The organism is Lysobacter enzymogenes, assembly GCF_900106525.1.
In the GTDB taxonomy this organism is placed as follows: Bacteria; Pseudomonadota; Gammaproteobacteria; order Xanthomonadales; family Xanthomonadaceae; genus Lysobacter; species Lysobacter enzymogenes.
In genome coordinates this window covers 159,539-182,391 of the sequence record NZ_FNOG01000009.1, presented here as the reverse complement: position 1 = coordinate 182,391, position 22,853 = coordinate 159,539, and the positions used below count along the sequence as shown (strand labels likewise).

Genomic DNA, 22,853 nt, shown 5'->3' with positions numbered 1-22,853 from the left:
GAAGTCTGTAAGTCGATTACATCAAGTCAGAAGACGGGTAATCATTGACTGAGAGAAGTCGCGAGAGAGAAAAGCTAAGGAGGCCGTAATGCGGCCTCCTCAGTTTGTTGCGGCTTACCACCCCTGGGCCGGCGGAGGATCTTTGGGTGGTCCGAAGGACAAGTATTCATCCAGTTTCTTTATGGCCGTCTGCACTTGCGTCTTACTCGCTTGGTCCCAGTAAGATTGGCCGGCGGAATAAAGTCGCGTCAGTTCATCTTTTCTGGCCTGGATGGCAACGAAATTGCATGAAACTCCAGGGGAAGTGCAGTAGTACTCGTAATCCCAATAATCCGAAGAGGCCCCGCCTCCGCCCTCGGTCAGGTCGGGTTGCTCACCGGGTCCCCAGATTTTTCTCTGAGGAGTCCATTCCGGGTTTGAGCTATCCCATTGCATGATGCCAATCCCGCCGCCTGAGGCCTGGACGACAATGGGGTCGAGTGTGGGCGGCGGCGCAGTGTATTCCTGCGCCCGAAGGTTGGCACAGAGTCCGAAAAATCCTATGAAAAGCAGGGTCGTCTGGCGAATCATCGATTATAACGCTCCATATGGGATAGCGGTGCGCACGAGGGCGTCAATTCCCTTTTCGCCTCGTTATTTTATTGCTGACGCGCGTGCTATGTATATGCGGATATTTTGTGATTTCTTTTCAGGTGGGGTGCTTGGTATTTGTTGATTTGTAATGTCCCGGCGGGAGTCTTCAGCCTGTTGGCGGTCGCTGCAGAGATGGCCTGTTCCTCGGCTCATCTACCGAACTGATTGTTGTCACTGCTTCGTAGGCAGTCGACACTGCTATCATTTCCTGCGCTCAGGCCGGATCAATCGATGCTCGCTTCTTCCCCCGCTTCCGCGATACGTGCCGCTTCGCCGACGCATGATCACGAAGGACGAGAATGGCTGAAGACCCTTTCTCTGGCGGGGCGGCTTTTGTTTAGACACTGGCCTGCGCTTGTATTTTGGTTTTTCGCGCAGAGGTTGTGTTATAGCCTTTTGGTGGATGTAGCTGTAGTCCTCGGCGAGCGCACCGTGTTGCTGGCGTTCGCGGCGCTGTCGGTGTTGGTCGTTACTCAGTTGGTCGGCACGATATTTATGTTCCAGTCGTTGCTGCCTTCGCTTTCCCGTTATGCCAGCGCCCCAGTGGTTTCACTGGCAGGCTCTGCGCGTGATCGGTGGATTGCGCCACTGGCAGTCGCACTTCTCCCGTTCTTCGCTTATTACGCTGGCTGGGGCGCATTAGAGAATCTGCGTCGATACTTCGTGACGGAATACGTGCTCAGCGTGGTAGAGCCGGAGAGCCTTAAGCACGTGCTCAAGCTCAAGGGCCTGTGGATCGCGCTGGCGGTCGCGTGGGCGGTGCGCTGGTTCAGCAAGCGTCGCGCGACGGCGACCGGGCATGCGTCGTGGACCGCGCTGGCGACGGTGTGCGAGGCGTATTGGGTGTTCGTCGGCGTGGCCGCGATCGCCCAGGCGATCAAGGCCGGCCAGGAGTGGTGGCACGAGCGCGCGGTGTACGTGGCGGTGGGCGATTGGTGGGAGAGCCCGACCGCGCTGTTCAAGACGCTGGCGCCGACCAAGCGCGCGCTGGCGCCGGTCTGGGACTTCGTCACCACGGCTGCTGGTGCGGTCGCGCTGCCGCTGATCTGGCTGGCGATCACCGCGATCGTCTACGGCATCGACCTGCGCAAGGCCCAGCGCATCGACGCCGCCGACGCGCCGCTGGAGCGCGCGGTGGCGCGCTTCAAGGCCATGCACTTCACCTTGCGCATGCTCGCCGACAAGGCCAGCGCCGGCTGGACCAGCAAGGGCGTGCCGGTGGTCAACAGCCTGCGCCTGGTGCTGCGCGCCGGGTTGCCGGCGCTGCTGACGCTGTGCGTGTGCTGGCAGTTGCTGGCCTTCCTGGATTCGTGGTCGTGGCGCTGGATGCAGCAGGTGGTCGGGCCGAAGGATCCGGCCTGGCAGCAGGTCGAGGGGCAGATTTACGCCGCGTTCCTCAACACGCCGCTGTCGTTCCGGCCGTCGTTGTTCACCGATGTGCTGCGGGTGGCGTTGCTGGCGGCGACGTTCGACCGGGCGATCGCGCGGTTGCCGCGTTCGGCGTGAGCTTGGGTCAGGCGGCTGGCGTTGAAGCCGCGTCGCGGTGAAGCCCTGGATCCCCGCGTTCGCGGGGATGACGGCTGGAAGCGGCTCGGCAGGCGTGTATTTCGCCGTTTACGCCATTCGTAGAATCTGCGCCGTCTGCGCCGTCTGCGCCATTTGCATCATCTGCGCCATTTACGTCATCCGCGATGCCTGCGCCATGACGCACGGAAGGCGGCGCGACGAACCCACCCTTCGTCATGCCCGCGAAGGCGGGCATCCAGGGCTTTATCCAGGCGTGAGCTTGAAGCCGCCGCACCGCCGTCTTCGCGAGGAGGGCGGATACGGGTATCGCGCTCGTTTCGACTACGGCGCAGCTTCGCGAACTACAACGCGAATTCGAGATAACGCCCGTCGGCCTTACCCGAATAGCGGAACTCGATGCGCGCGCGCAGCTCGCTCAGGCGTTGCCCGCGCGGCAGCACGAAGGCGTGCTGGAACGCGAACGGCCGTCCCGGCACCGCCACCACCTGCTTGAACGCATCGTCGTAGCCGCTGCCGCAGCGATCGGGCAGGCGCGGTCCGGACAGGCGCGGCAGGCCGACCGGAGCGGATTCCCAGCGCCGCCCGCCGGCGTCGACGATGGCGCCGACGCAAGTGTCCAGGTCGCGGGTCTTGGCGCCCGAATCGAGGATCACCTCGTAACGCAGCAGCACCACCTCGGCGTCCTTGCGCAGCGGCCCGCGCAGGCGCGGATCGCGCGCGAGCAGCGATTCGGCCGCGACCAGTTTCCAGCGCGCGCCGTTGAAGGCGGTCCAGTCGTTCTTGGCCGCGGCGACCGCGACGCTGGGATTGCGCTCGCGATAGCGCTGCAAGGCGTCGCGGTACGGCAGCCACAGCGCCAGCGTGGCGACCACGGCGGTGCCGGCGAGCCAGCCGGCGTTGCGCCGCCACCAGCCGCCGGGCGGTGCGGTCGTGGAAGCGGCGGCGGTGTCGGTCGTTGTCATCGTCTCGGCGCTCACATCCGCAGGTCCAGGACCGGTTTGGCGTCGGCCACGAGCTTGCGCGCGGCGGCCTTGTCCAGGCCCAGGTCGATGTCGACCAGGCTGTCGCCGCCGACCGGCAGCCCGTTGCCCCAATACACTTGCAGATGCGCGCCTTCGATCTTGTCCGCCGGCAGTTCGAAGAACCAGGCGCCGTTCTCCGCGAGCCCCGCGGCCAGCGCGCGCTCGCTGAGGTTGACGCCCGGCAGCTTGGGCCGGTTCGGGTTCGAGGCGACGTAGACCAAGCCGTCGCGGGTGCGGATCTGCGCGGTGACGTAGCCCGGTCGCTGCAGCGCTTCGACCTTGGCCAGCACCGACAGCCACACGCCGGGGCTGCGCAGCGTGCGGTCCTCGGGATGGGAGAAATCGCCCTTGAGCAGATAGGCCTGGGCGACCTTGAGCCGGCCGACCTCGACCGCGAAATTGCGCCCGACCGCGCGCGCCGCCGGCGCGGTCTGCAGCAGCGGCGCATCGCGCTCCTCATAGCTGGACTCGCCTTTGCGCAGCGCCACCACGGCGACCAGCGCCAGCACGATCCACAGCGCATCGCGCCAACGCCAGCGCGGCAGGCGCGGGCGCGGCGCGGCGGCGGGCGAGGGCGCGCTCATGGCGCCAGCGCCTGGGCGCGCAGGTCCTGCACGGCGAGCTCGAATTTGGCCGCCGGCTTGCCCTGCAGCCACGCGCCCTCGTCGTTGAGATAGGCCTTGGCCTTGTAGTCGCGGGCGAACAGGCCGAAGGTCTGCGACGGCGCGTAGACATAGCCCGGCGGCAGTTTCCAGACCAGGTCCACGCGCTGCTTGAGCCGCGGGTGCAGATCGCCGAGCGGGCTGTGGTCGTCCGCCGACAGCGGCGTGTCGGCCTTGATCGGCTCGCGTTTGGGGCTGACCAGGATCAGATCCTCGAGCAGGTAGCCGAAGCTGTTGAAGCTGCGCGCAGTACGGTTCTCGACATCGGCCTGCAGCACCAGATACAGCTGATTCGGCTCGATCCGTCCGCCCGGACGATAGCGCGCGACCCAGGCGCGCAGCGGGGTCACCGCCATCGCCCCGGTCTGCACGCGCTTGCCGGCGGCGTATTGCGGCAGCGGCTTGGCCTTGCTCTTGGCCGGCTTGAATCCGCCCAGGGCGAACACCGCGACCAGCGCGATCGCGGCGACGGCCGCGGCGGCCTGCCACCACGGGTTGCGCGCTGCGCCGATCAGTTCGTCCTTGTTCGCCATGCCGGGGCCCGTTGCGAGTGCGCGCAACGTAGCACAGGCGATGCGCGTCGCTGCACCCGGGGATATCACCAGGGGTGGGTGACAGATGCCATGCCCGCGCCGTCGCGGGCGCCGGCGTGCGCGTCGGCGGATGCGCCGGTTTTTAGGCCGGTTCGTCGGGGATCAGCGCGCTTTCGAGCCGGGCGATGCAGTCCTTGAGCCACAGCTTGCGTTTCTTCAGCCGCTTGAGCGCGAGCTCGTCGGACTGTGGGTCCAGATTCAGGCGTTCGATGGCGGCATCGAGGTCGCGGTGCTCCAGTCGCAGGTCGGCGAGCTGGCGGGCGATTTCGGCGGCATCGAGGCTGACGGTCATGGGGTCGAGCTTAAACCGCCGCCGTGTCCGCCGTCATCGGTCTTCGCGCGGGGGCGCAAACCCTTGCGGCAGCGGGCTTCGGGCCCGCGGCGGCCGCCGTCCGGGCCGTGTTCACCGACCCTTGGCGTAGAATCGTCGGTCTGATGAGTACCGTCCTGCCCCTCGCCGAACCCGTCCGCCGCGCCCGCGCCGACGCCGCTCCCGCCGATCTCGAGCGCCTGGGCGCGCGCCTGCGCCACCAGGTCGGCCGCGCCATCGCCGACTTCGGCATGATCGAAGACGGCGACAAGGTCATGGTCTGCCTGTCCGGCGGCAAGGACAGCTACACCCTGCTCGACATCCTGCTGCAGCTGCAGAGGAAGGCGCCGGTGAAGTTCGAGCTGGTCGCGGTCAACCTCGACCAGAAGCAGCCGGACTTTCCCGAGCACGTGCTGCCGCAGTACCTCGAATCGGTCGGCGTGCCCTACAAGATCCTCGAGCAGGACACCTACTCGGTGGTCACCCGGGTCGTGCCCGAGGGCAAGACCATGTGCTCGCTGTGTTCGCGCCTGCGCCGCGGCGCGCTGTACACCTACGCGGCCGAGCAGGGCTTCACCAAGATCGCGCTCGGCCACCACCGCGACGATCTGGTCGCCACCTTCTTCCTGAACCTGTTCTTCCACGCCAAGCTCAGCGGCATGCCGCCCAAGCTGCTGTCCGACGACGGCCGCCACGTGGTGATCCGGCCGCTGGCCTACGTGCGCGAGGACGACATCGTCGACTACGCGGCGGCGCGGCAGTTCCCGATCATCCCGTGCAACCTGTGCGGCTCGCAGGAGAACCTGCAGCGCAAGCAGGTCAAGCGGATGATGGACGCGTGGGAACGCGAGACGCCCGGGCGGCTGGAGATCATCTCGCGCGCGCTCGGCGACATCCGGCCGTCGCAGTTGAGCGATCCCAAGCTGTTCGATTTCCTCGGCCTGGGCCACGGCGGCGCGCGCACCGCCGCGCGCACCGCCGCGCCGGTCTGGCTCGACGACGCCGCGTCCGACGATCCGGCCGCGCAGGCCGGATGATCCATTCCCCTTCGTTCCCGCGAAAGCGCGAACCCAGAGCCTTTCGTGCGAGAGCGCTTGAGGTCTGTGGATTCCCGCCTTCGCGGGAATGACGAAGCAAGGCAGGCGCGACGTCCGCGACGCCGATTCCCCACCCCCTGATTCTCTATTCCCGGTCCCCGAATGTTCTTTCGCAACCTCACGTTCTTCCGCTTCCCCACCACCCACGACCTCAGCGAACTCGATAAGGGCCTGGAGGAATGCCGGCTCAAGCCGGTCGGCCCGCTGGAGCTGTCCTCGCGCGGCTTCATCTCGCCGTTCGGCCGCGCCGATGAAGAGGCGGCGATCAGCAACCGCATCGGCAGCGCGATCTGGCTGACCGTCGGCGGCGAAGACCGCCTGCTGCCGGGCGCGGTGGTCAACGACATGCTGGCCAAGAAGCTGGCCGAGATCGAACAGAAGGAAGGGCGCAAGCCCGGCGGCCGCACCCGCAAGCGGCTCAAGGACGAACTGATCACCGACCTGATGCCGCGCGCCTTCATCAAGCCCAGCCGCACCGACGCGATCATCGACCTGGAACACGGGCTGGTGATCGTCGACAGCTCCAGCCGCAAGAGCGCGGAGAACGTGATCAGCGAGATCCGCCGCGCGGTCGGCAGCTTCCCGGCGCTGCCGCTCAACGCCGAAATCGCGCCGCGCTCGATCCTGACCGGCTGGGTCGCGGGCGAACCGCTGCCGGACGGGATCATGCTCGGCGACGAATGCGAACTGCGCGACCCGGTCGACCAGGGCGCGGTGGTCAAGTGCCAGCGCCAGGAACTGGAGAGCGACGAGATCGCCAAGCACCTGGAGACCGGCAAGCAGGTCACCCGCCTGGCGCTGAGCCTGGACGACCACGTGTCGTTCGTGATCGGCGAAGACCTGATCGTGCGCAAGTTCAAGCTGCTCGACGGCGCCGTCGACCAGCTCGAGCACAGCGACGGCGACGGCCTGCGCGCCGAGCTCGATGCGCGTTTCGCGCTGATGAGCGCGGAGGTGAAGCGCTTGTTCGTGGTGATGGAGAAGGCGTTGAAGCTGTCGAAGGTCGAGGCCTGATTTTTCGCGCGGGTCGCGTTTCGGCGCGACCGGCGAGGACGCGGCCGCGGCTCGCGCCGCTCCTGCAGGGAGCGGCCGACGCCTGCGTCTCGCCCTGTAGGAGCGGCGCAAGCCGCGACCGCGACACCGCGCCAACGGCGCAACTCGCCGTCGCCCGCGGCGCTGGACTGCGATACGGCCTGCCATCGCCTGCGTCGCTGCGCCATAGCCCGCGCCGCTGCGCCGGCCCGCCATCGCTTCCCGCCTGCGCCGTCGCAAAAACGCCGCCGCACCGCGCTATGCTTCGCCCCATGGCGGTCCCCCACCCATGACGAGCCTTCTGCGCCTGCTGACCGGCCAGCCGCAGGCCGCGCCGCGCGCGGTCTCGCGCGAGACCGTCGCCATCGCCCTGGCCGACGGCCGCAGCGTCGAGGTGTTGCGCGTGCGCGACCCGCGCGCGCGCCGGATCAAGCTCAGCGTCGATGAGCGCGGCCCGCGCCTGACCCTGCCGCTGCGCGCCAGCGACATCGCCGGCACCCGTTTCGTGATCGAGCACGGCGACTGGCTGCTGGCGCAGATCGCTCGCGCCGGCACCGACGCGCCGGGCCTGGAACCGCATCGCAGCGCATCCCTGCCGCTGCGCGGCGCCGAGGTGCCGCTGCGCTGGCAGGCCGCGCGCTACCTGCGCATCCAGCCGGGCGAGGACGGCATCGACATCGCCGCGCCCGAGGCCGTGGCGCTGAAGTCGCTGCAGCGCGCGCTGCGCGATTTCTACGAAGGCCAGGCCCGCGCCGACGTCGGCCGCTGGCTGCCCAAATACTTGCCCGAGCTGCCGCGCGCGCCCTCGCGCCTGCGCTACCGGGTGATGTCCTCGCAATGGGGTTCGCTGGCGCCCGACGGCGCGCTGTCGCTGGACCTGTCGCTGGTGCTGGCGCCGCCGGCGGCGTTCGAATACGTGCTGGTGCACGAGCTGTGTCATTTGATCCATGCCGACCATTCGCGCGCGTTCTGGCGCGAGGTCGAGCGCCGCTGCCCGGACTGGCGCGATCAGCGCGAATACTTCCGCCACTCCGGGCGCGCGCTCAAGGCGCGGCTGCGCAAACTGATCGCGGCCGACGAATAGGCCGCGGCGCTCCGACGCGCCGCGCTCAGCGCAACAGGAACTCACGGAACAACTCGCCCACCAACTGCGGCTGCTCCATATGCAGATGGTGCGTGCCCGCGTGGATGTGCAGCTCGCCGTCGCGCAGCAGCGCCGCGCGTTCGCGCCGCACCGCGTCGGGCATGTAGCTCTGCGCCGGATCGGCCCAGACCATGCAGGTCGGGCTGTCGATGGCGCGGATCAGCGCGCGCATCTGCGCCTCGTTCATGCGCAGCGCCGAGGTCAGGGTCAGGCGCGGATCGCTGCGCCAGACGAAGCCGGCGGCGCCGCCGTCGCCGCGCACCGGCGCGACGCCGCGTTCGACCAGCAGCCGCGCCGCCGGTTCGCTGAGGTCGTTGGCGATCACCCGCGCCTTGATCGCGGTGGCGATGTCGGAAAACACCCGCAGTTGCTTGCCGTCGATCGCCGCCATTCCGGCGAAGGCTTCGCGCAGGCGCGCGCCGACGCGTTCCTCCGACTCGGACAGCGAGCCCAGCGCTTCGATCAGCAGCAGCTTGTCGACCCGCTGCGGCGTCGCCGCGGCGACGAAGCTGGCGGTGGCGCCGCCGAGCGAATGGCCGAGCAGGTGGAAGTGTTGCCAGCCCAGCGCGTCGGCCACCGCCAGCGCGGCGCGCGCGGCGGCGATCAGGGTGTATTCGGCGGCGGCCGGCAGATGCGCGCTGGCGCCGTGGCCGGGCAGGTCCGGCGCGACCAGGTCGAAACCGTCCAGCCACGGCGCCAGCGGCACGAAGCTGGCGGCGTTGTCGAGCCAGCCGTGCAGCGCCAGCAGCTTCGGCGCCTGGGTGCGGCCGTTGCGCAGGCCGGCGAGGCGGCCGAAGGCGGTGTCGACGACGAATTCCTGCATTGCGGCCATACGGCATCCTGTAGCGAAAGCGGCGCCCGCTCGCGGGCGCGTGGACGAAGCGCCGCAGCGCCGGTTGCGCGGCGCCTGCGTCGCGGCGCGCGGATCCCGGGCGGGATCGACAACCGGGATCATCGGCGCGCGCCCATCAAAGCATGCCGGTCTAGAGCATGCGCGTTACAACCAGCGCAGGCCGCTGCGGCGCGCGCGTCTCAACGCAAGGCGCGTGCGCTCAGCTCGGTTCGGCCGCCCGCCACTGCGCCAGTTCGCGCTGCACGATTCCGGCCAGCGCCTGTGCGTGCGCCGGCGATTCGTTGAGGCAGGGGATGTAGCGCAGCCGGCCGCCGCGCGCGGCGAAGTCCTCGGCCAGCATCATCGCCACTTCCTCCAGCGTTTCCAGACAGTCCACGGCGAAACCCGGGGCGATCACGTCGACCTGGCGCACGCCGCGCGCGGCCAGGGCGGTCAAGGTGTCGGCGGTGGACGGCTCCAGCCAGCGCTCGCGGCCGAAGCGCGATTGGTAGCTCAGGCTCCAGGCCTGCTCGGGCAGGTCCAGCGCCTGGGCGATGGCGCGCGCGCTGGCTTCGCAGTGCTGCGGATACGGATCGCCGGCGGCGGCGAAGCGCTGCGGCAGGCCGTGGAAGGACATCAGCAGGTGTTCGCCGGCGCCGTTGGCGAAGCGGTGGCGGCGCACCGATTCGGCGACCGCGGCGACCCACTCGGGATCGGTGTGATAGTCGTTGACCAGGCGCTTGTCCAGGCCCTGCGCCGCGTCGAGCACGTCGCCGACCGAGGCGGTGGTGGAGGTCGAATACTGCGGATACAGCGGCAGCGCCAGCACCCGCTTGACGCCTTGCTCGCGCAGGCGCGGCAGCAACTGCTTCCACGACGGCTGGCCGTAGCGCATCGCGTGCAGCACGCGCAGCTGCGGCAGTTCGCGCTGCAGCGCTTCGGCCAGGCGGCGGGTGTGCACCGCCAGCGGCGAGCCTTCCGGCAGCCACACGCTGGCGTACTTGTGCGCGACCTTGCTGCTGCGCAGCGGCAGGATCGCGAAATGCAGCAGCGGGCACCAGAGCCAGCGGCTCATGTCGACCACGCGGCGGTCGTGCAGGAATTCGGACAGGTAGCGGCGCACGGCCGCGGTGTTGGCGGCCTCGGGCGTGCCGAGGTTGACCAGCACCACGGCGGTGTCGGCGCCGGCCGGCGCGGCGGCGGAATCGTCGTAGCTTGCATTGGCGGGCATGCGCATAGGATGACATCCGCGCGCCGCGACGGGGCATCGTTTGTTCGGATCGGCCGGATCGACGGCGTCGATGGGCGGCGTCGATGGATGGAGCCGGTGGATCGGGATAATCGGCGCGGCCGGTCGCCGTCGCTCAGTTCACCGCGAAACCCTGGCAGCGCTCGCAAAATTCGCAGAATCGCTCCAGCCACGGCCGGGTCGCACTGTAGTTGAGCGACAGATCGTCGCGGTGGAAACCCACCCGATCGGGCTCGTCGGTGAAGCCGCCGTCGGCGGTCAGGCGGGTGTCCGCGCCCATGCGCGGCAGGTAGCGCTCGCGGATCGCGCGGGCGATGGCGCGCGCTTCGTCGCGATCGAATTCGACGGTCACGCCGCTGTAGTGCATCAAGATCGCGCGGGTCTCGTCGCCGAAGCCCAGCGATTGGATGATCTCCAGGGTCGGCCGCCAATGCCAGGCGTTGACGTCGAGCGCGCCGGCGCCGCCGGCGGGGTCCAGGTCCCGGATCGTGAAGCCCATGCCGCGTCCTCGCTGCGAACGGCGCGAGGATGCGGCGGTGCCGCGCGCGCGTCAACGCGGCCTACAATGCCGCCGATCGCGCGCATCGGCGCGGCCGCCCCGTACAGTCCCCGTTCGCCGGTGATTCATCGCCGCCGCACTAGCCTGAACCGACCGTCGCCGTTGCGGTCTGTACGTCCGGTCGCCCACGCAGGCGCCCCTCACCCGCACAACCGCCGGAGCCGTCCATGTCCCGTCCGCAGTCCCGCGTCCTGAGTCTTTGCCTGGCCCTGAGCCTGGGTTTCGCCGCCACCGCCGCCGTGGCCGGTCCCGACGAGGACCAGCGCGCTCGCGATGCGATACGCGTGCTCGGCGACATCCAGCAGATTCCCGAGTCGGCGATTCCCGACAAACTGTTCGACGAGGCCCGCGCCATCGTCGTCGTCCCCGACACGCTCAAGGTCGGCCTGGTGTTCGGCGGCCGCCGCGGCCACGGCCTGGTGTCGGTGAAGAATCCCGACGGCACCTGGTCCAACCCCAGCTTCATCAAGCTCACCGGCGGCAGCGTCGGCTTCCAGGCCGGCGTGCAGTCCTCCGACATCGTGCTGGTGTTCCGCGGCGCGCGCGGGCTGGATTCGATCGTCAACGGCAAGCTGACCCTCGGCGGCGACGCCAGCGTCGCCGCCGGCCCGGTCGGGCGCACCGCCGCGGCCGCCACCGACGGCCAGCTCAAGGCCGAGATCTGGTCGTGGTCGCGCGCGCGCGGCCTGTTCGCCGGCATCGCCCTCGACGGCGCGGTGCTGTCGATCGACGATGCCGCCAACCAGGCCGTGTACGGTTCGGGCAGCACGCCGCGGGCGATTTTCGAAGGCCGCGCCGGCGGCCAGCCGTCCAACGCCGTGGTCGATTTCCGCGACCGCCTGGAAGAGGCCAGCGCCGCCGCGCGCGCCAAGCGCACCGCCGAGGAACAGCGCCCCGAACTGGGCACCACGGTCTATCCGGCGCCCGGCGTGACCGTCGACCCGGCGGCCGGCAACCCGCCCGCCGCGGCGCGCGCGCCGGCCTACCAGCGCCTGGCCCCGGCCCAGCCGGCGCAGCCGCAGCCGGTGCAGGGCCAGCCGGCGCCGTCGGAGCACCTGCCGGCGCCGTCCAACCCGGCCAAGGTCGAACCGCTGCCCTGAACGGCCGTACCGCGCGGGCGCGGCGGACGCAGCGTCCGTCGCGGTGCGTGACCGATGGCCTATGCCGCGGTTTTTCCCGCGTTTGCGCGGCTGCGCGCAACACCGGCCCAACGCGGTTGCGGTATCCTCGCGATCCCGGTCCCGCGCGCCCTTGGTGTGCCGGGCCGCGGGCCCGCTGATCGGACCAGCCGGCGACGCATTTCCACCCGCAGGTTCATCAACAGGTTTCTACAGGACACCGCCATGGGCAGCATGAGTTGGATTCACTGGGTCGTCGTCCTGCTGATCGTCGTGCTGGTGTTCGGCACCAAGCGTTTGGGCAACATCGGCAAAGACGTCGGCGAGGCGGTCAAGGGCTTCAAGAAGGGCATGGCCGACGAGGACAAGCCCGAGCAGCTCAACGACCAGTCGCGCAACAGCGACAGCAACGCTTCCACGCGCAACGACGAACGCAGCCAGCGCTGACCGGCCTTGACCGGCGCCGCCCGCGTTTCCCCGTCTCTTCGCACGGCCGCTCAGCCATGTTCGACATAGGCTTCTCGGAAGTCTTCGTGATCGCGATCGTGGCCCTGATCGTGCTCGGGCCCGAGCGCCTGCCCAAGGCCGCGCGCTTCGCCGGGCTGTGGGTGCGGCGCGCGCGCGCGCAGTGGTATTCGGTCAAGTCCGAGCTCGAGCGCGAACTCGCCGACGAAGACCTCAAGCGCAGCCTGCGCCAGGCCCAGGACGAGCTGCGCTCGGCGCAGCAGCAACTGCGCGACAGCGGCCAGATCCTGCGCGAGGGCGCCGAGGATCTGAACCAGCGCGTCGCCGCTGCCGGCACCACTGCCGCGGCGGCGGATGCGCAGGCCGCCGGCGCGCAGGACGAACACGCCGCGCCGGCCGACGCGCCGCAGGCCGAGCCGGCGCACGCCGCTTCGCCCGAGCCGACCGCCCTCGACCATGCCGCGCCGCCGCAAGCGTCGGCCGCCGAGCCCGCGCACCCGGATTACCACGGCGCTTCGCAACCCGATTACCGCCCCTCCACCGCGCAGACGCCGAACGATGAGCGACGCTGATTCCCGCTCCGGCGATCCCAACGATTACTCGCCCGAGCCGCGCCTGCTCGATCACCTGATCGAACTGCGCGCGCGCCTGCTGCGCGGCGTCGCCGGGCTGATGGTGGTGCTGGTCTGCCTGCTGCCGTTCGCCAATAAGCTCTACCACTTCCTGGCCACGCCGCTGCTGGCCAAGCTGCCGGCCGGCAGTCAGCTGATCGCGGTGGAAGTGGCTTCGCCGTTCGCCGCGCCGTTGAAGCTGGCGTTCTTCGCCGCGCTGATGATTTCGATGCCGTGGCTGCTGTACCAGGCCTGGGCCTTCGTCGCGCCGGGCCTGTACAAGCGCGAGAAGCGCCTGGCCCTGCCGCTGCTGGTGTCGGCGCTGGTGCTGTTCTACGCAGGCTGCGCGTTCGCGTTCTTCCTGGTGTTGCCGTCGGTGTTCGGCTTCCTGGTCAAGGTCACGCCGGTCGGCGTGTCGATGATGACCGACATCAACGCCTACCTCGACTTCGTCCTGGTCCTGTTCCTGGCCTTCGGCATCAGCTTCGAAGTGCCGGTGGCGCTGGTGATCCTGGCCCTGCTCGGCTGGGTGACGCCGGCCCAGCTCAAGGAAGCGCGCGGTTACGCCATCGTCGGCATCTTCATCATCGCCGCGGTCATCACTCCGCCCGACGTGGTCTCGCAGCTGATGCTGGCGATTCCGATGTGCGTGCTCTACGAGCTGGGCATCATCGCCGCCAAGTGGGTCGCCAGCGAGCGAGCGCGTCCGGCCGACGACGCGCACGGATCGTGAGCGCGCCCGGCGCGGCGTCGCCGCCGGCCGGGTTCTGGCCGCGTTATGCGGCGTGGTCGCTGGATGCGGCGATCGTCGCCGCGCTGGTCACCGCGCTTGGCATCGGCGTGTGGCGCGAACGCCTCGCGGCGCTCGATCAGGCCTACGCCGAATTCAACGCGCGCATGGCCGAGGCGATGTCGGCCGCGGCGCTGGACGATCTGGATTTCGGCAGCCTGGCCGGCCGCTTCGGCGCCGACCCGCAGACCCATGCCGCCGCGGTCGCGCTGCTGTCGGCGCTGACCGCGCTGACGCTGGGTTGGCTGCTGGCCTATGCCGCGTTCGGCCTGGTCTTTGAGACCGCCTTCGTCGCCTTCACGCCGTGGCGCGCCACGCCCGGCAAGCGCGCGCTGGGCCTGTACGTGATCGCGCGCGACGGCGGCGCGCTCGGCCCCGCACGTACGGTGCTGCGTTATCTCGCCGGCACGCTGTCGTGGCTGACCCTCAACATCGGCCATCTGCTGGCCGCAGCGCGGCCCGAGCACCAGGCCCTGCACGACCGCGTCGCCGGCGCCAGCGTGCGCGGCCCGGCGCGCATGCCGCTGTGGGCCTGGGCGTGGTTGGTCTTGCAGATGGCCGCGGCGCTGGCCGCGTGCGTGTGGCTGATGTGGACGCTGCAGGCGGGGCTGGAGAACGCGCTGTACGGCGGCGCGCTGTAGCGCCGCGCGGGGTCAGGCTTCGAACCGGTCGTGCTGCGCCGGCGCCGGCGTCGCCGCGGCATCGCCGTCCTCGGCGAACACATCGCTCCAGGCGTAGTAGCAGGTGCCGCACATCACCACCAGGAACACGGTGCCGTAGGCGGCGAACAGCAGCCACGCCAGCAGGTGGCCGAGCATCGGCGTCACCGCCGCGCCGAGCATCGCCACCACCAGCGCGGCGATGCTGACCATCAGCCCGGCGATCATCGCCCCGAGCATGAACAGCATGGTCGCGAACAGGTACGCGCCCAGGTTCCACAGCGACGCGCCGAAGCTGCGCTTGACCGCATCCGACAGGCCCAGCCCGGAGAACATGATCTGCGGCACCGACACCAGCACCACCGCGGTGCTGAAGTAATAGAACAGCAGCTGCGCCAGCGCGACCAGCGCCGGCTGCTCGGCGGTGGGCACGGTGGTGATGCGGCCGGTGATCGCGCCGCGCACCATCTCCTGGTACTGCGGCCAGTAGTCCGCGCCGGTGGCCCACACCAGCAGCGAGCCGCAGATCAGCGCCAAAGCGATCTGGATCATGCCCAGCAGCGCCAACGGCAGCGCCTTGTGCAGGCGCAGCGGCGCGAACAGGTCGCGCGCGCGGGTCGGCCGGCCGTTCTCGGCCTCGCGGATCACGTGCATCAGCCCGCCCAGCAGCACCGGCAGGATCAGCACCGCGGCCAACGCGGCCAGGGCTACGGTGGTGACCGCGGTTTCGAAGTCGGGCGCCTCGCCGAACTGCAGCGGCAGGGTGAACACGACCATCAGCAGGTACAGCACCGCGATCAGCAGCAGCGCCGCGCCGAAGATCGCGCGCGGGTTGCGCCGGCCCAGGTTGATCGCGCGCATCAGCCATTGCGCGCCGTGGGTCAGCGGCACTTTGCGGATCGGCAGGCTCATCGGTTCGGGCTCATCGGATCGGTGCCGGGCAGGGCGTCCCGGGCGGAAAAATGCCATGCCGGCGCGGACGCGCCGGGATCGGCGCGCTCAACGGCCGTGCAATGCGCGCGCATGGCCAACGAACCGGCGCAGCACCCGGCGCGCGTGCGGCGCGGCGCTGACCTCGCGCGCGACCGTGCGCGGGCACAGGCCCTCGCTGCGCAGCGCGTCCTGGCGCGCGCGCACGTAGCCGCGCATGTGGCCGGCGCTGAATTCGGGGTGGAACTGCACGCCCCAGGCGCGCTCGCCCCAGCGAAAGGCGTGGCAGGCGTCGTGATGCGAGCGCGCCAGCACGGTCGCGCCCTCGGGCGCGCGCAGCACCGTCTGCAAATGGGTGGCCTGGGCCGGAAAGCTGGCCGGCAGCCCGGCGAACAGCGGGTCGGCCGCGGCGGTGGGATGCAGTTCGAGATGCACGGTGCCCATCTCGCGCCCGCCCGGATGGTTGCCGACCTCGCCGCCGAGCGCATGCGCCAGCAATTGGTGGCCGTAGCAGATGCCGAACAGCGGCAGCCCGGCGTGGGCGGCGTCGCGCAGCCACTGCGCGCTGCGTTCGCTCCACTGGGCGCGGTCGGTGACCATCGCGCCGGAACCGGTGACGATGGCCCCGGCGAAACCGTCGCGGCCCGGCAGTTCGTCGCCGGCTTCGACATTGACCACCACCGCCTCGTCCCGGCCCAAGCCGGCGGCGACGCGGATCCAATGCGGAAAACCGCGGTGGCGGCGCATGGAGGGGACCGGCTGGCCGGTCTCGAGGATCAGGAAGGGCGGCTTCACGGGGCGTTGGCGGGCACGGCGGGGGGAGCGCCAATAATGGACCGACAATGGGGGCAAAGTCCTGAAATTACAGGGCTCGCCGCTATACTAACCCGCTTTGCCGCAGCGCAGACCAGACCATGAGCGCGACCGACGCACCGCCCACCGCGATCACCTTCCAGAGCATGATCCAGCGCCTGAACGCCTACTGGGCGGAGCAGGGCTGCGTGCTGATCCAGCCGCTGGACCTGGAGGTCGGCGCCGGCACCTTCCACCCGGCCACCTTCCTGCGCGCGCTCGGCCCGGAGCCGTGGAACGCCGCCTACGTCCAGCCCAGCCGCCGTCCCACCGACGGCCGCTACGGCGAGAACCCCAACCGCCTGCAGCGCTATTACCAGTACCAGGTGGCGATGAAGCCCAGCCCCGACAACATCGTCGAGCTGTACTTCGACTCGCTCAAGGCGCTGGGCGTGGACCCGCGCGTGCACGACCTGCGCCTGGTCGAGGACAACTGGGAATCGCCGACGCTCGGCGCCTGGGGCCTGGGCTGGGAAGTCTGGCTCAACGGCATGGAAGTGACCCAGTTCACCTACTTCCAGCAGGCCGGCGGCATGGAGTGCAAGCCGGTGCTCGGCGAGATCACCTACGGCCTCGAGCGCCTGTGCATGTACCTGCAGAACGTCGACAACGTCTACGACCTGATCTGGACCTACGGCCCGGACGGCACGCCGGTGACCTACGGCGACGTCTACCACCAGAACGAAGTCGAGCAGAGCAAGTACAACTTCGAACACGCCAACGTCGACGAGCTGTTCCACCGCTTCGACGCCTGCGAAGACGAGGCCAAGAAGCTGATCGAGCTCGGCCTGCCGCTGCCCGCTTACGAGCAGGTGTGCAAGGCCAGCCACAGCTTCAACCTGCTCGACGCGCGCCGCGCGATCAGCGTGACCGAGCGCCAGCGCTACATCCTGCGCGTGCGCCGCATCGCCCAGGGCGTGGCCGAGGCCTACTTCGCGCAGCGCGAGAAGCTCGGTTTCCCCGGCCTCAAGCAGGCGCGCAAAGCCGAAGCCGCCTGACGCTCCGAAGCCCCTCGCCCGCCTGCGGGAGAGGGGTTGGGGTGAGGGCAACAAGCACACCAAGAAACTCCACGGCGCCGTCCGCAGGACGCGCGGCGACACCGCAAAGGCCACCGCATGAGCACGACCCAACCCCTCCTGATCGAACTGGGCACCGAAGAACTGCCGGTCAAGGCGCTGCCGGGCCTGGCCCAGGCCTTCTTCGACGGCGTGCTCGACGGCCTGCACAAGCGCGGCATCGGTTTCGACCGCAACGGCGCCAAGCCGCTGTACACGCCGCGCCGCCTGGCCGTGCTGCTGAGCGCGGTCGACACCCAGCAGCCCGAACAGCGCAGCGAAGTGCTCGGCCCCTACCTCAACATCGCGCTCGACGCCGACGGCCAGCCGACCAAGGCGCTGCAGGGCTTCGCGGCCAAGGCCGGGGTCGAGTGGACGCAGTTGGACAAGACCAGCGACGCCAAGGGCGAGCGCTTCGTCCACCGCGCGGTCAAGCCCGGCGCCGACACCGCCAGCCTGCTGGCCGAGGTCGTGCGCGAGGCGCTGGCGGCGATGCCGATTCCCAAGCCGATGCGTTGGGGCGACCACGATTACGGCTTCGCCCGTCCGGTGCATTGGCTGGTGCTGCTGCTGGGCAAGGACGTGGTGCCGGCCGACGTGCTGGGCGTGAGCAGCGACCGCATGAGCCGCGGCCACCGCTTCATGCACGACAAGCCGGTGTGGTTCTCGGTGCCGCAGGACTATGTCGAATCGCTGCGCGGCGCCTGCGTGCTGGTCGATCCGGACGAGCGCCGCGAGCGCATCGTGCGCGAAGTCGAAGCCGCGGCGAGCGCCGACGGCGGCCGCGCGCGCATCGACGAAGGCATCCTGGAAGAGGTCAACGGCCTGACCGAATGGCCGGTCGCGGTGGCCTGCAGCTTCGAGCGCGAATTCCTCGCGGTGCCGCAGGAAGCGCTGATCGCGACGATGGAAGCCAACCAGAAATTCTTCCCGGTGCTCGACGCCGCGGGGCAGCTGACCGAGCGCTTCGTCGGCGTGGCCAACATCGAAAGCCGCGACCCGCGTGAGGTGCGCAAGGGCTACGAGCGGGTGATCCGCCCGCGCTTCGCCGACGCCAAGTTCTTCTTCGACGAAGACCTCAAGCAGGGCCTGACGTCGATGGGCGAGGGGCTCAAGACGGTCAAGTACCAGGACAAGCTCGGCAGCGTGGCCGACAAGGTCGCGCGGGTGACGGCGCTGGCGCAGTCCATCGCCGCGCAGACCGGCGCTGACCCGCAGCAGGCCGAGCGTGCCGCGGCGCTGTCGAAGAACGACCTGCAATCGCGCATGGTCAACGAATTCCCGGAACTGCAGGGCATCGCCGGGCGGTATTACGCCAAGGCGGCGGGCGAGAGCGTGGAAGTCGCCGATGCGATCGACGAGGCCTACATGCCGCGCTTCGCCGGCGACGCGATCGCGCCGTCGACGCTGGGCCGCGTGGTCGCCATCGCCGAGCGCTTGGATACGCTCGCGGGCGGCTTCGCTGCGGGCTTGAAGCCGACTGGCAACAAGGATCCTTTCAGCTTGCGGCGCAATGCGTTGGGTCTGGCGCGTACTTTGCTGGAAGGCGGGCTCGACCTGTCGCTGCGCGCGCTGCTGGACGAGGCGATCAAGTCGCAGCCGTTGCGCAAGCCGGGCAGCGACGACGCGGACGCCTTGAACGAGCTGAGCGAATTCGTCTACGACCGCCTGCGCAACTACTACGGCGAGCGCGGCATCGCGATGGCGCAGTTGGAAGCGGTCAGCGCCGTGGCCCACGGCTCGCTGCTCGACTTCGACCGCCGCCTCACCGCCATCGCCGAATTCGCCAAGCTCCCCGAAGCCGAAGCCCTCGCCGCCGCCAACAAACGCAGCCGCAACATCCTCAAGAAGGTCGAAGGCGAAGTGCCCGACGCCATCGACCCGGCGCTGTTCGCCGAACCGGCCGAGCGCGAACTGGCCGAAGCGGTCGACGCCGCCATCGCCGATACCGACCCGCTGCTGGCCGGGCGCGACTACGTCGCCGTGCTCGGCCGCCTGGCGCGGCTGCGGCCGCAGGTGGACGCGTTCTTCGACAAGGTCATGGTCAACGTCGACGACGCGGCGGTGCGCAACAACCGCCTGGCCCTGCTCAAGCGCCTGTCCGACCGGTTGGGCAGCGTCGCGGCGATCGAGCATTTGTCGATCTGATCGCGGCGATCGCGCCGCAAGCAAAAAGGCCGGCATTCGCCGGCCTTTTTTTCGCGCCTGCAAAATCATCCCCCGCCTCTCGCGCCGCCTGCCCGGCCGGCGACGGATAAAAAAAGAGGGCCGGCTTGCGCCGGCCCTCCTTTCATCAGCTTCGGCGAAAAACCCTCGCCGTTACCTACGCATCAACGGAACTTGTAGTTGACGCCCAGGTAGTAAGCGCGGCCGATGGTGTCGTACACGCCGGAGCCGAAGGTGTTGCCGTACATCGCCAGCGGCGGATCGGAGTCGAACAGGTTGGTGATGCCGCCGTAGACGTTCCAGCCGGTGTCGGCGAAGTCGTAGCTCACGCGCACGTCGTGCACGGTGCCCGAGCCGGCCTTGGCCGGAGCCAGGAACAGCGGGTCGGCCTTGTAGGTGTCCCAGTCGGTCTGACGGGCGACGCCCGAGACGAAGCGGGTGCTCCACGAAGCGTCCCAGTTGTCGCGTTTATAGTTCACGCTGGCGACGGCCTTCCACTTCGGATAGCCCAGCGCGCCCAGGTACTCCACCTTCTCGTCCGGCGAGGTCTGGAACGGATAGTCGGTGTAGTTCAGGGTGCGGGTGGCGTCCAGCTGCCAGGACATCTTGCCGCCGTAGAAGTCGTGCGAGTAGCTGGCGCCGATGTCGATGCCGTCGGTCTCGCGCGCCGCGATGTTCTGCAGGGTCGCGGTCACGAACGAGATCTGGCCGTCGGCGCGGCGCTGCACGTTGGCGCAGTACGTGTTGTTGATGCCGCCGACGTTATCGACGCAGCGCTGGGCCATCTGCTCGAAGTCGAGCGAGGAAATGGCGTTGCGCAGCTTGATCTTCCAGTAGTCGACGTTGAGGCTGAAGCCTTCCAGGAAGGTCGGGGTGAACACGAAACCGTAGGTCCAGGTCTTGCCGGTTTCCGGTTCCAGGTCCGGGTTGCTGCCCGACAGGCCTTCGTTGCTGCCGGTCACCTGATCGGTGAAGTTGGCCGGCAGGCCCAGCGCGGCGCAGTTGGCGCGGCGCACGGCCGGATCCTTGCCGCGGCCGATCTGCTGCGCGTCGCAGGGATCGTCGAGGATCAGGAAGTTCTGGCTCTGGCCGCCGAACAGTTCGCCGATGTTCGGCGCGCGCACCGCGGAGGAGGCGTTACCGCGCAGACGCAGGCTGTCGTTGATCGCCCAGTCCAGGTTGTAGCGCCAGGCGCGGGTGTTGCCGATTGTGTCGTAGTCCGAGAAACGGACCGCGCCGCCGAGGGTCATGTTCTTGATCAGCGGCAGATCGTGCAGCAGCGGCACCGCGGTTTCGATCCACAGCTCGCGCACGTTGTAGCTGCCGCGCGAATCGGGGATGGCGTTGAGGAAGGTCAGGCCTGCCTTGTCCAGCGGATCGTTGATCTGTTCGCTGGTCTCGCGGCGGTATTCCAGGCCGGTGGCCAGGCTGACCGGGCCGGCGGGCAGCTCGAACAGGTTGTTGTTGACCAGCGAGCCGCCGGCCACGAACTGGCTCAGACGGGTCTTGGACTTGGTGGTGACGTTGAACCAGTCGCGCGCGGCCTGGCTGATGGCGCCGTCGCCGAAGATCTTGAACGGAATACAGCTGGCGGCGGTCTCGGCGGAGATCGTGGTGCCGAGGTTGGAGTTGACCGAGGTCGGATCGACCTGCGAGCGGCAGACGATCTTGCCCGAACCGTTGTCGACCGCGTCCAGGCCCGCGTAGAAGCGTTCCATGTAGCGGTTGTTGAAGTTCTCGCGGGTCTCGTGGGTGCGGCCGTAGTTGACCGAGGCGTCGTACTGCCAGTCGCCCTTGCTGCCCAGCACGCCTTCGGCGCCGAGGACCAGGCGCATGGTCTTGCGCTTGGTGTCTTCGCCGCGACGGCCCGAATCGAAGTCGTCGCGCGAAACGACGAAGCCCTGGCCGCCGGTCAGCGCGTTCAGCGCCGGCGAGACGTAGGCGTTGTCCGGATCGATGAAGTGGCCGCCGTAGGTGCCGAAGGTGTTGAACGCCGCGGTGCCCAGCGACTTGGAGTTGGCCTGGTTGTACAGACCTTCCATGTACAGGCGGTGGTTCTCGTTGATGTCGAAGCTGCCGGCCGTGTTGAACGTGGTGCGGTCGTACTTGGGCTGCAGCTGGTTGGCGCGGTTGCTGTCGTTGTGGTCGCAATCGGTGCAGCGGCGGCGGCCGGTGTCGCGCAGGCCGTCGATGCGCAGCGGACGGTAGGTGCCGTCCGGATTGAACACGTACAGGTTGGCCGGGTTGCTGAAGCTGCCGGTGCGCGAGAACACGCCACCGGTGGTGAACTCGTAGGAGCCGCCGTTCTTGAAGTACGAACGCGCGTACTTGCCGCCCGGGGTGTTGATCGTGACCAGGTCTTCGTTGCCGAAGCGGTCGCGGAATTCCAGCGCATCCTGGCGCGCGTGCTCAAGCGAGGCGGCGATGTTGCCGCGGTCGTCGGCGAAGTTGGTGCCGGCGGTGACCGCGAACAGCGACTTGCCGAAGCTGCCGTGCTGGCTGCTGCCGTACTGGGCGTGCAGGTTCACGCCTTCGTACTTCTTCTTCAGGATGAAGTTGATCACGCCGGAGACCGCGTCGGCGCCGTACACCGCCGACGCGCCGCCGGTGATGATTTCCACGCGCTCGATCCAGTCGGCCGGGATCAGGTTGGTGTCGACCGCGGTGTCGCCGGCCATGGCGCCGACCATGCGGCGGCCGTTGACCAGCACCAGCGTGCGCTGGGTGCCGAGGTTGCGCAGATCCTGCATGGAGATGCCGGCGGTGCCGATGAAGCGGCCGGAGTTGCCCATGGTGAAGGAGGTCGCCAGCGCCGGCATCGTGGTCAGCACGTCGCCGATGTTGACCGCGCCGGTGGCCTTGATGTCCTCGGCGGTCAGCACGCTGACCGGCTGCGCGGAGACCACGTTCGGGTTGGAGATGCGCGAACCGGTTACGGTGACCGTTTCGATCTTGGTGATGGCTTCGCCCGAATTCGAGGCGGCCTGCTCTTGCGCGTACGCAGGCGCGGCCATGCCGACCAACGCGGTGCACACCGCGACGGTGAGATGCTTTCTGTTCACGAAGTGGACTCCTGGAATGTGCAGTGACATTGCTTCCCTACCTAAAAACTTCCTTGCTGGAAGAGGGTGGGTGATCGTTATTTAGGAGAGACCCCGAGAGATCGGTCCGCAGCCCCCTGCACGACCGATCAGTTTCCCCTGACACCGAAATTACGTCTTCTTAACGCTGAGTGCAATTAACCTGAAACCTGTCAATTGAATTTTTGTAAGCAAGACAAGCCGTTAGTGCGAACTGTGCGGGCTATCTCATTGATTCATTTAGGCCTGCCTCCAGGGCTTGTGTAACCGGCCCGGGGCGGCTGTGCGATGCGGCCAGAAACGGCAAAGCCGGGGCTGAGCGCGGGGAAAGCGGTGGGCCGGGATCGGCAAGCGGCCGGGCAGCGCCGGCCGATCGGGGCGACCTGAGGCCGGCGCTGGCCCGGTCAGTGCGCGCCGCCGCCGCACTTGCGCGGCGTTGACTGCGCTGCCGTTAATCTGAACGCGCA

Annotated in this window: 22 protein-coding genes; 11 read left to right on the top strand and 11 right to left on the bottom strand. The window is 68.8% G+C overall.

What is annotated here, in order from left to right; genetic code table 11:
• Window positions 1-114: 114 nt before the first annotated feature.
• On the bottom strand, window positions 115-570 hold the full coding sequence (locus BLU84_RS26745; protein WP_139175162.1) for a hypothetical protein: 456 nt from the start codon (window positions 568-570) through the stop codon (window positions 115-117).
• A gap of 726 nt (window positions 571-1,296) precedes the next feature.
• Between BLU84_RS26745 and BLU84_RS21095 the strand changes: the two genes are divergently transcribed.
• Window positions 1,297-2,139: a hypothetical protein gene (locus BLU84_RS21095; protein WP_139175161.1), complete on the top strand. Its 843-nt coding sequence runs from the start codon at window positions 1,297-1,299 to the stop codon at window positions 2,137-2,139.
• 362 nt (window positions 2,140-2,501) lie between these two features.
• Here the strand turns inward: BLU84_RS21095 and BLU84_RS21090 are convergent, their stop codons facing one another.
• The 4 genes from BLU84_RS21090 to BLU84_RS21075 all read right to left on the bottom strand — a co-directional run bounded on the left by BLU84_RS21090 (window position 2,502) and on the right by BLU84_RS21075 (window position 4,729).
• Window positions 2,502-3,122, bottom strand: coding sequence for a hypothetical protein (locus tag BLU84_RS21090; protein ID WP_139175160.1), 621 nt, complete (start codon window positions 3,120-3,122; stop codon window positions 2,502-2,504).
• Between the two features lie 11 nt (window positions 3,123-3,133).
• Window positions 3,134-3,766 carry a hypothetical protein gene (locus tag BLU84_RS21085; RefSeq protein WP_074871786.1) on the bottom strand — a complete coding sequence of 211 codons (633 nt, stop codon included), beginning with the start codon at window positions 3,764-3,766 and terminating at the stop codon, window positions 3,134-3,136.
• Entirely contained in the window at window positions 3,763-4,377 is a 615-nt protein-coding gene (locus BLU84_RS21080; RefSeq protein WP_074871783.1) for a hypothetical protein, read from the bottom strand. The genes BLU84_RS21085 and BLU84_RS21080 overlap by 4 nt, the downstream gene beginning before the upstream one ends.
• 142 nt (window positions 4,378-4,519) lie before the next feature.
• On the bottom strand, window positions 4,520-4,729 hold the full coding sequence (locus BLU84_RS21075) for a YdcH family protein (RefSeq protein WP_074871781.1): 210 nt from the start codon (window positions 4,727-4,729) through the stop codon (window positions 4,520-4,522).
• Window positions 4,730-4,872: 143 nt separating this feature from the next.
• On the opposite strand from BLU84_RS21075, the gene ttcA reads away from it, so the two are divergent.
• From ttcA to BLU84_RS21060, 3 genes are all read left to right on the top strand, one after another.
• On the top strand, window positions 4,873-5,784 hold the full coding sequence (gene ttcA / locus BLU84_RS21070; RefSeq protein WP_074871780.1) for a tRNA 2-thiocytidine(32) synthetase TtcA: 912 nt from the start codon (window positions 4,873-4,875) through the stop codon (window positions 5,782-5,784).
• 162 nt (window positions 5,785-5,946) lie between these two features.
• Window positions 5,947-6,858 carry a recombination-associated protein RdgC gene (locus BLU84_RS21065; protein ID WP_074871778.1) on the top strand — a complete coding sequence of 304 codons (912 nt, stop codon included), beginning with the start codon at window positions 5,947-5,949 and terminating at the stop codon, window positions 6,856-6,858.
• A 307-nt stretch (window positions 6,859-7,165) separates the two neighbouring features.
• On the top strand, window positions 7,166-7,960 hold the full coding sequence (locus tag BLU84_RS21060) for a M48 family metallopeptidase (RefSeq protein WP_074871775.1): 795 nt from the start codon (window positions 7,166-7,168) through the stop codon (window positions 7,958-7,960).
• A 25-nt stretch (window positions 7,961-7,985) separates the two neighbouring features.
• Here the strand turns inward: BLU84_RS21060 and BLU84_RS21055 are convergent, their stop codons facing one another.
• The 3 genes from BLU84_RS21055 to BLU84_RS21045 form a co-directional block, all read right to left on the bottom strand.
• Window positions 7,986-8,843: an alpha/beta fold hydrolase gene (locus tag BLU84_RS21055; protein ID WP_074871773.1), complete on the bottom strand. Its 858-nt coding sequence runs from the start codon at window positions 8,841-8,843 to the stop codon at window positions 7,986-7,988.
• Between the two features lie 229 nt (window positions 8,844-9,072).
• Window positions 9,073-10,083: a ferrochelatase gene (hemH, locus tag BLU84_RS21050; protein ID WP_074872098.1), complete on the bottom strand. Its 1,011-nt coding sequence runs from the start codon at window positions 10,081-10,083 to the stop codon at window positions 9,073-9,075.
• Between the two features lie 133 nt (window positions 10,084-10,216).
• Entirely contained in the window at window positions 10,217-10,600 is a 384-nt protein-coding gene (locus BLU84_RS21045) for a hypothetical protein (protein ID WP_074871770.1), read from the bottom strand.
• Between the two features lie 227 nt (window positions 10,601-10,827).
• On the opposite strand from BLU84_RS21045, the gene BLU84_RS21040 reads away from it, so the two are divergent.
• From BLU84_RS21040 to BLU84_RS21020, 5 genes are all read left to right on the top strand, one after another.
• A complete protein-coding gene (locus BLU84_RS21040; RefSeq protein WP_074871767.1) occupies window positions 10,828-11,760 on the top strand; it encodes a lipid-binding SYLF domain-containing protein in 933 nt (310 codons plus the stop codon).
• 243 nt (window positions 11,761-12,003) lie between these two features.
• The gene (tatA, locus tag BLU84_RS21035; RefSeq protein WP_074871763.1) at window positions 12,004-12,225 is read left to right on the top strand and encodes a Sec-independent protein translocase subunit TatA; all 222 of its coding nucleotides are present in this window, start codon (window positions 12,004-12,006) and stop codon (window positions 12,223-12,225) included.
• Between the two features lie 56 nt (window positions 12,226-12,281).
• Complete coding sequence (gene tatB, locus BLU84_RS25865; protein ID WP_083382976.1) at window positions 12,282-12,815, top strand: Sec-independent protein translocase protein TatB; 534 nt, start codon at window positions 12,282-12,284, stop codon at window positions 12,813-12,815.
• Window positions 12,802-13,587 (top strand): twin-arginine translocase subunit TatC, encoded by a 786-nt coding sequence (gene tatC / locus BLU84_RS21025; RefSeq protein WP_074871761.1) that lies wholly within the window; start codon window positions 12,802-12,804, stop codon window positions 13,585-13,587. Before tatB ends, tatC begins: the two co-directional genes overlap by 14 nt.
• The gene (locus tag BLU84_RS21020) at window positions 13,584-14,285 is read left to right on the top strand and encodes an RDD family protein (protein WP_074871759.1); all 702 of its coding nucleotides are present in this window, start codon (window positions 13,584-13,586) and stop codon (window positions 14,283-14,285) included. The genes tatC and BLU84_RS21020 overlap by 4 nt, the downstream gene beginning before the upstream one ends.
• A gap of 12 nt (window positions 14,286-14,297) precedes the next feature.
• Here the strand turns inward: BLU84_RS21020 and BLU84_RS21015 are convergent, their stop codons facing one another.
• Both BLU84_RS21015 and BLU84_RS21010 read right to left on the bottom strand, forming a co-directional pair.
• Window positions 14,298-15,215 (bottom strand): hypothetical protein, encoded by a 918-nt coding sequence (locus BLU84_RS21015; protein ID WP_074871757.1) that lies wholly within the window; start codon window positions 15,213-15,215, stop codon window positions 14,298-14,300.
• Window positions 15,216-15,302: 87 nt separating this feature from the next.
• Window positions 15,303-16,028: a glutamine amidotransferase gene (locus tag BLU84_RS21010; protein WP_074871754.1), complete on the bottom strand. Its 726-nt coding sequence runs from the start codon at window positions 16,026-16,028 to the stop codon at window positions 15,303-15,305.
• A 119-nt stretch (window positions 16,029-16,147) separates the two neighbouring features.
• Between BLU84_RS21010 and glyQ the strand changes: the two genes are divergently transcribed.
• Together glyQ and glyS are read left to right on the top strand one after the other, a co-directional pair.
• The gene (gene glyQ, locus BLU84_RS21005; RefSeq protein ID WP_074871752.1) at window positions 16,148-17,083 is read left to right on the top strand and encodes a glycine--tRNA ligase subunit alpha; all 936 of its coding nucleotides are present in this window, start codon (window positions 16,148-16,150) and stop codon (window positions 17,081-17,083) included.
• Window positions 17,084-17,200: 117 nt separating this feature from the next.
• The gene (gene glyS, locus BLU84_RS21000) at window positions 17,201-19,288 is read left to right on the top strand and encodes a glycine--tRNA ligase subunit beta (protein WP_074871750.1); all 2,088 of its coding nucleotides are present in this window, start codon (window positions 17,201-17,203) and stop codon (window positions 19,286-19,288) included.
• A 182-nt stretch (window positions 19,289-19,470) separates the two neighbouring features.
• On the opposite strand, the gene BLU84_RS20995 is transcribed toward glyS, so the two are convergent.
• On the bottom strand, window positions 19,471-22,368 hold the full coding sequence (locus tag BLU84_RS20995) for a TonB-dependent receptor (RefSeq protein ID WP_170849218.1): 2,898 nt from the start codon (window positions 22,366-22,368) through the stop codon (window positions 19,471-19,473).
• Between the last annotated feature and the right edge of the window lie 485 nt (window positions 22,369-22,853).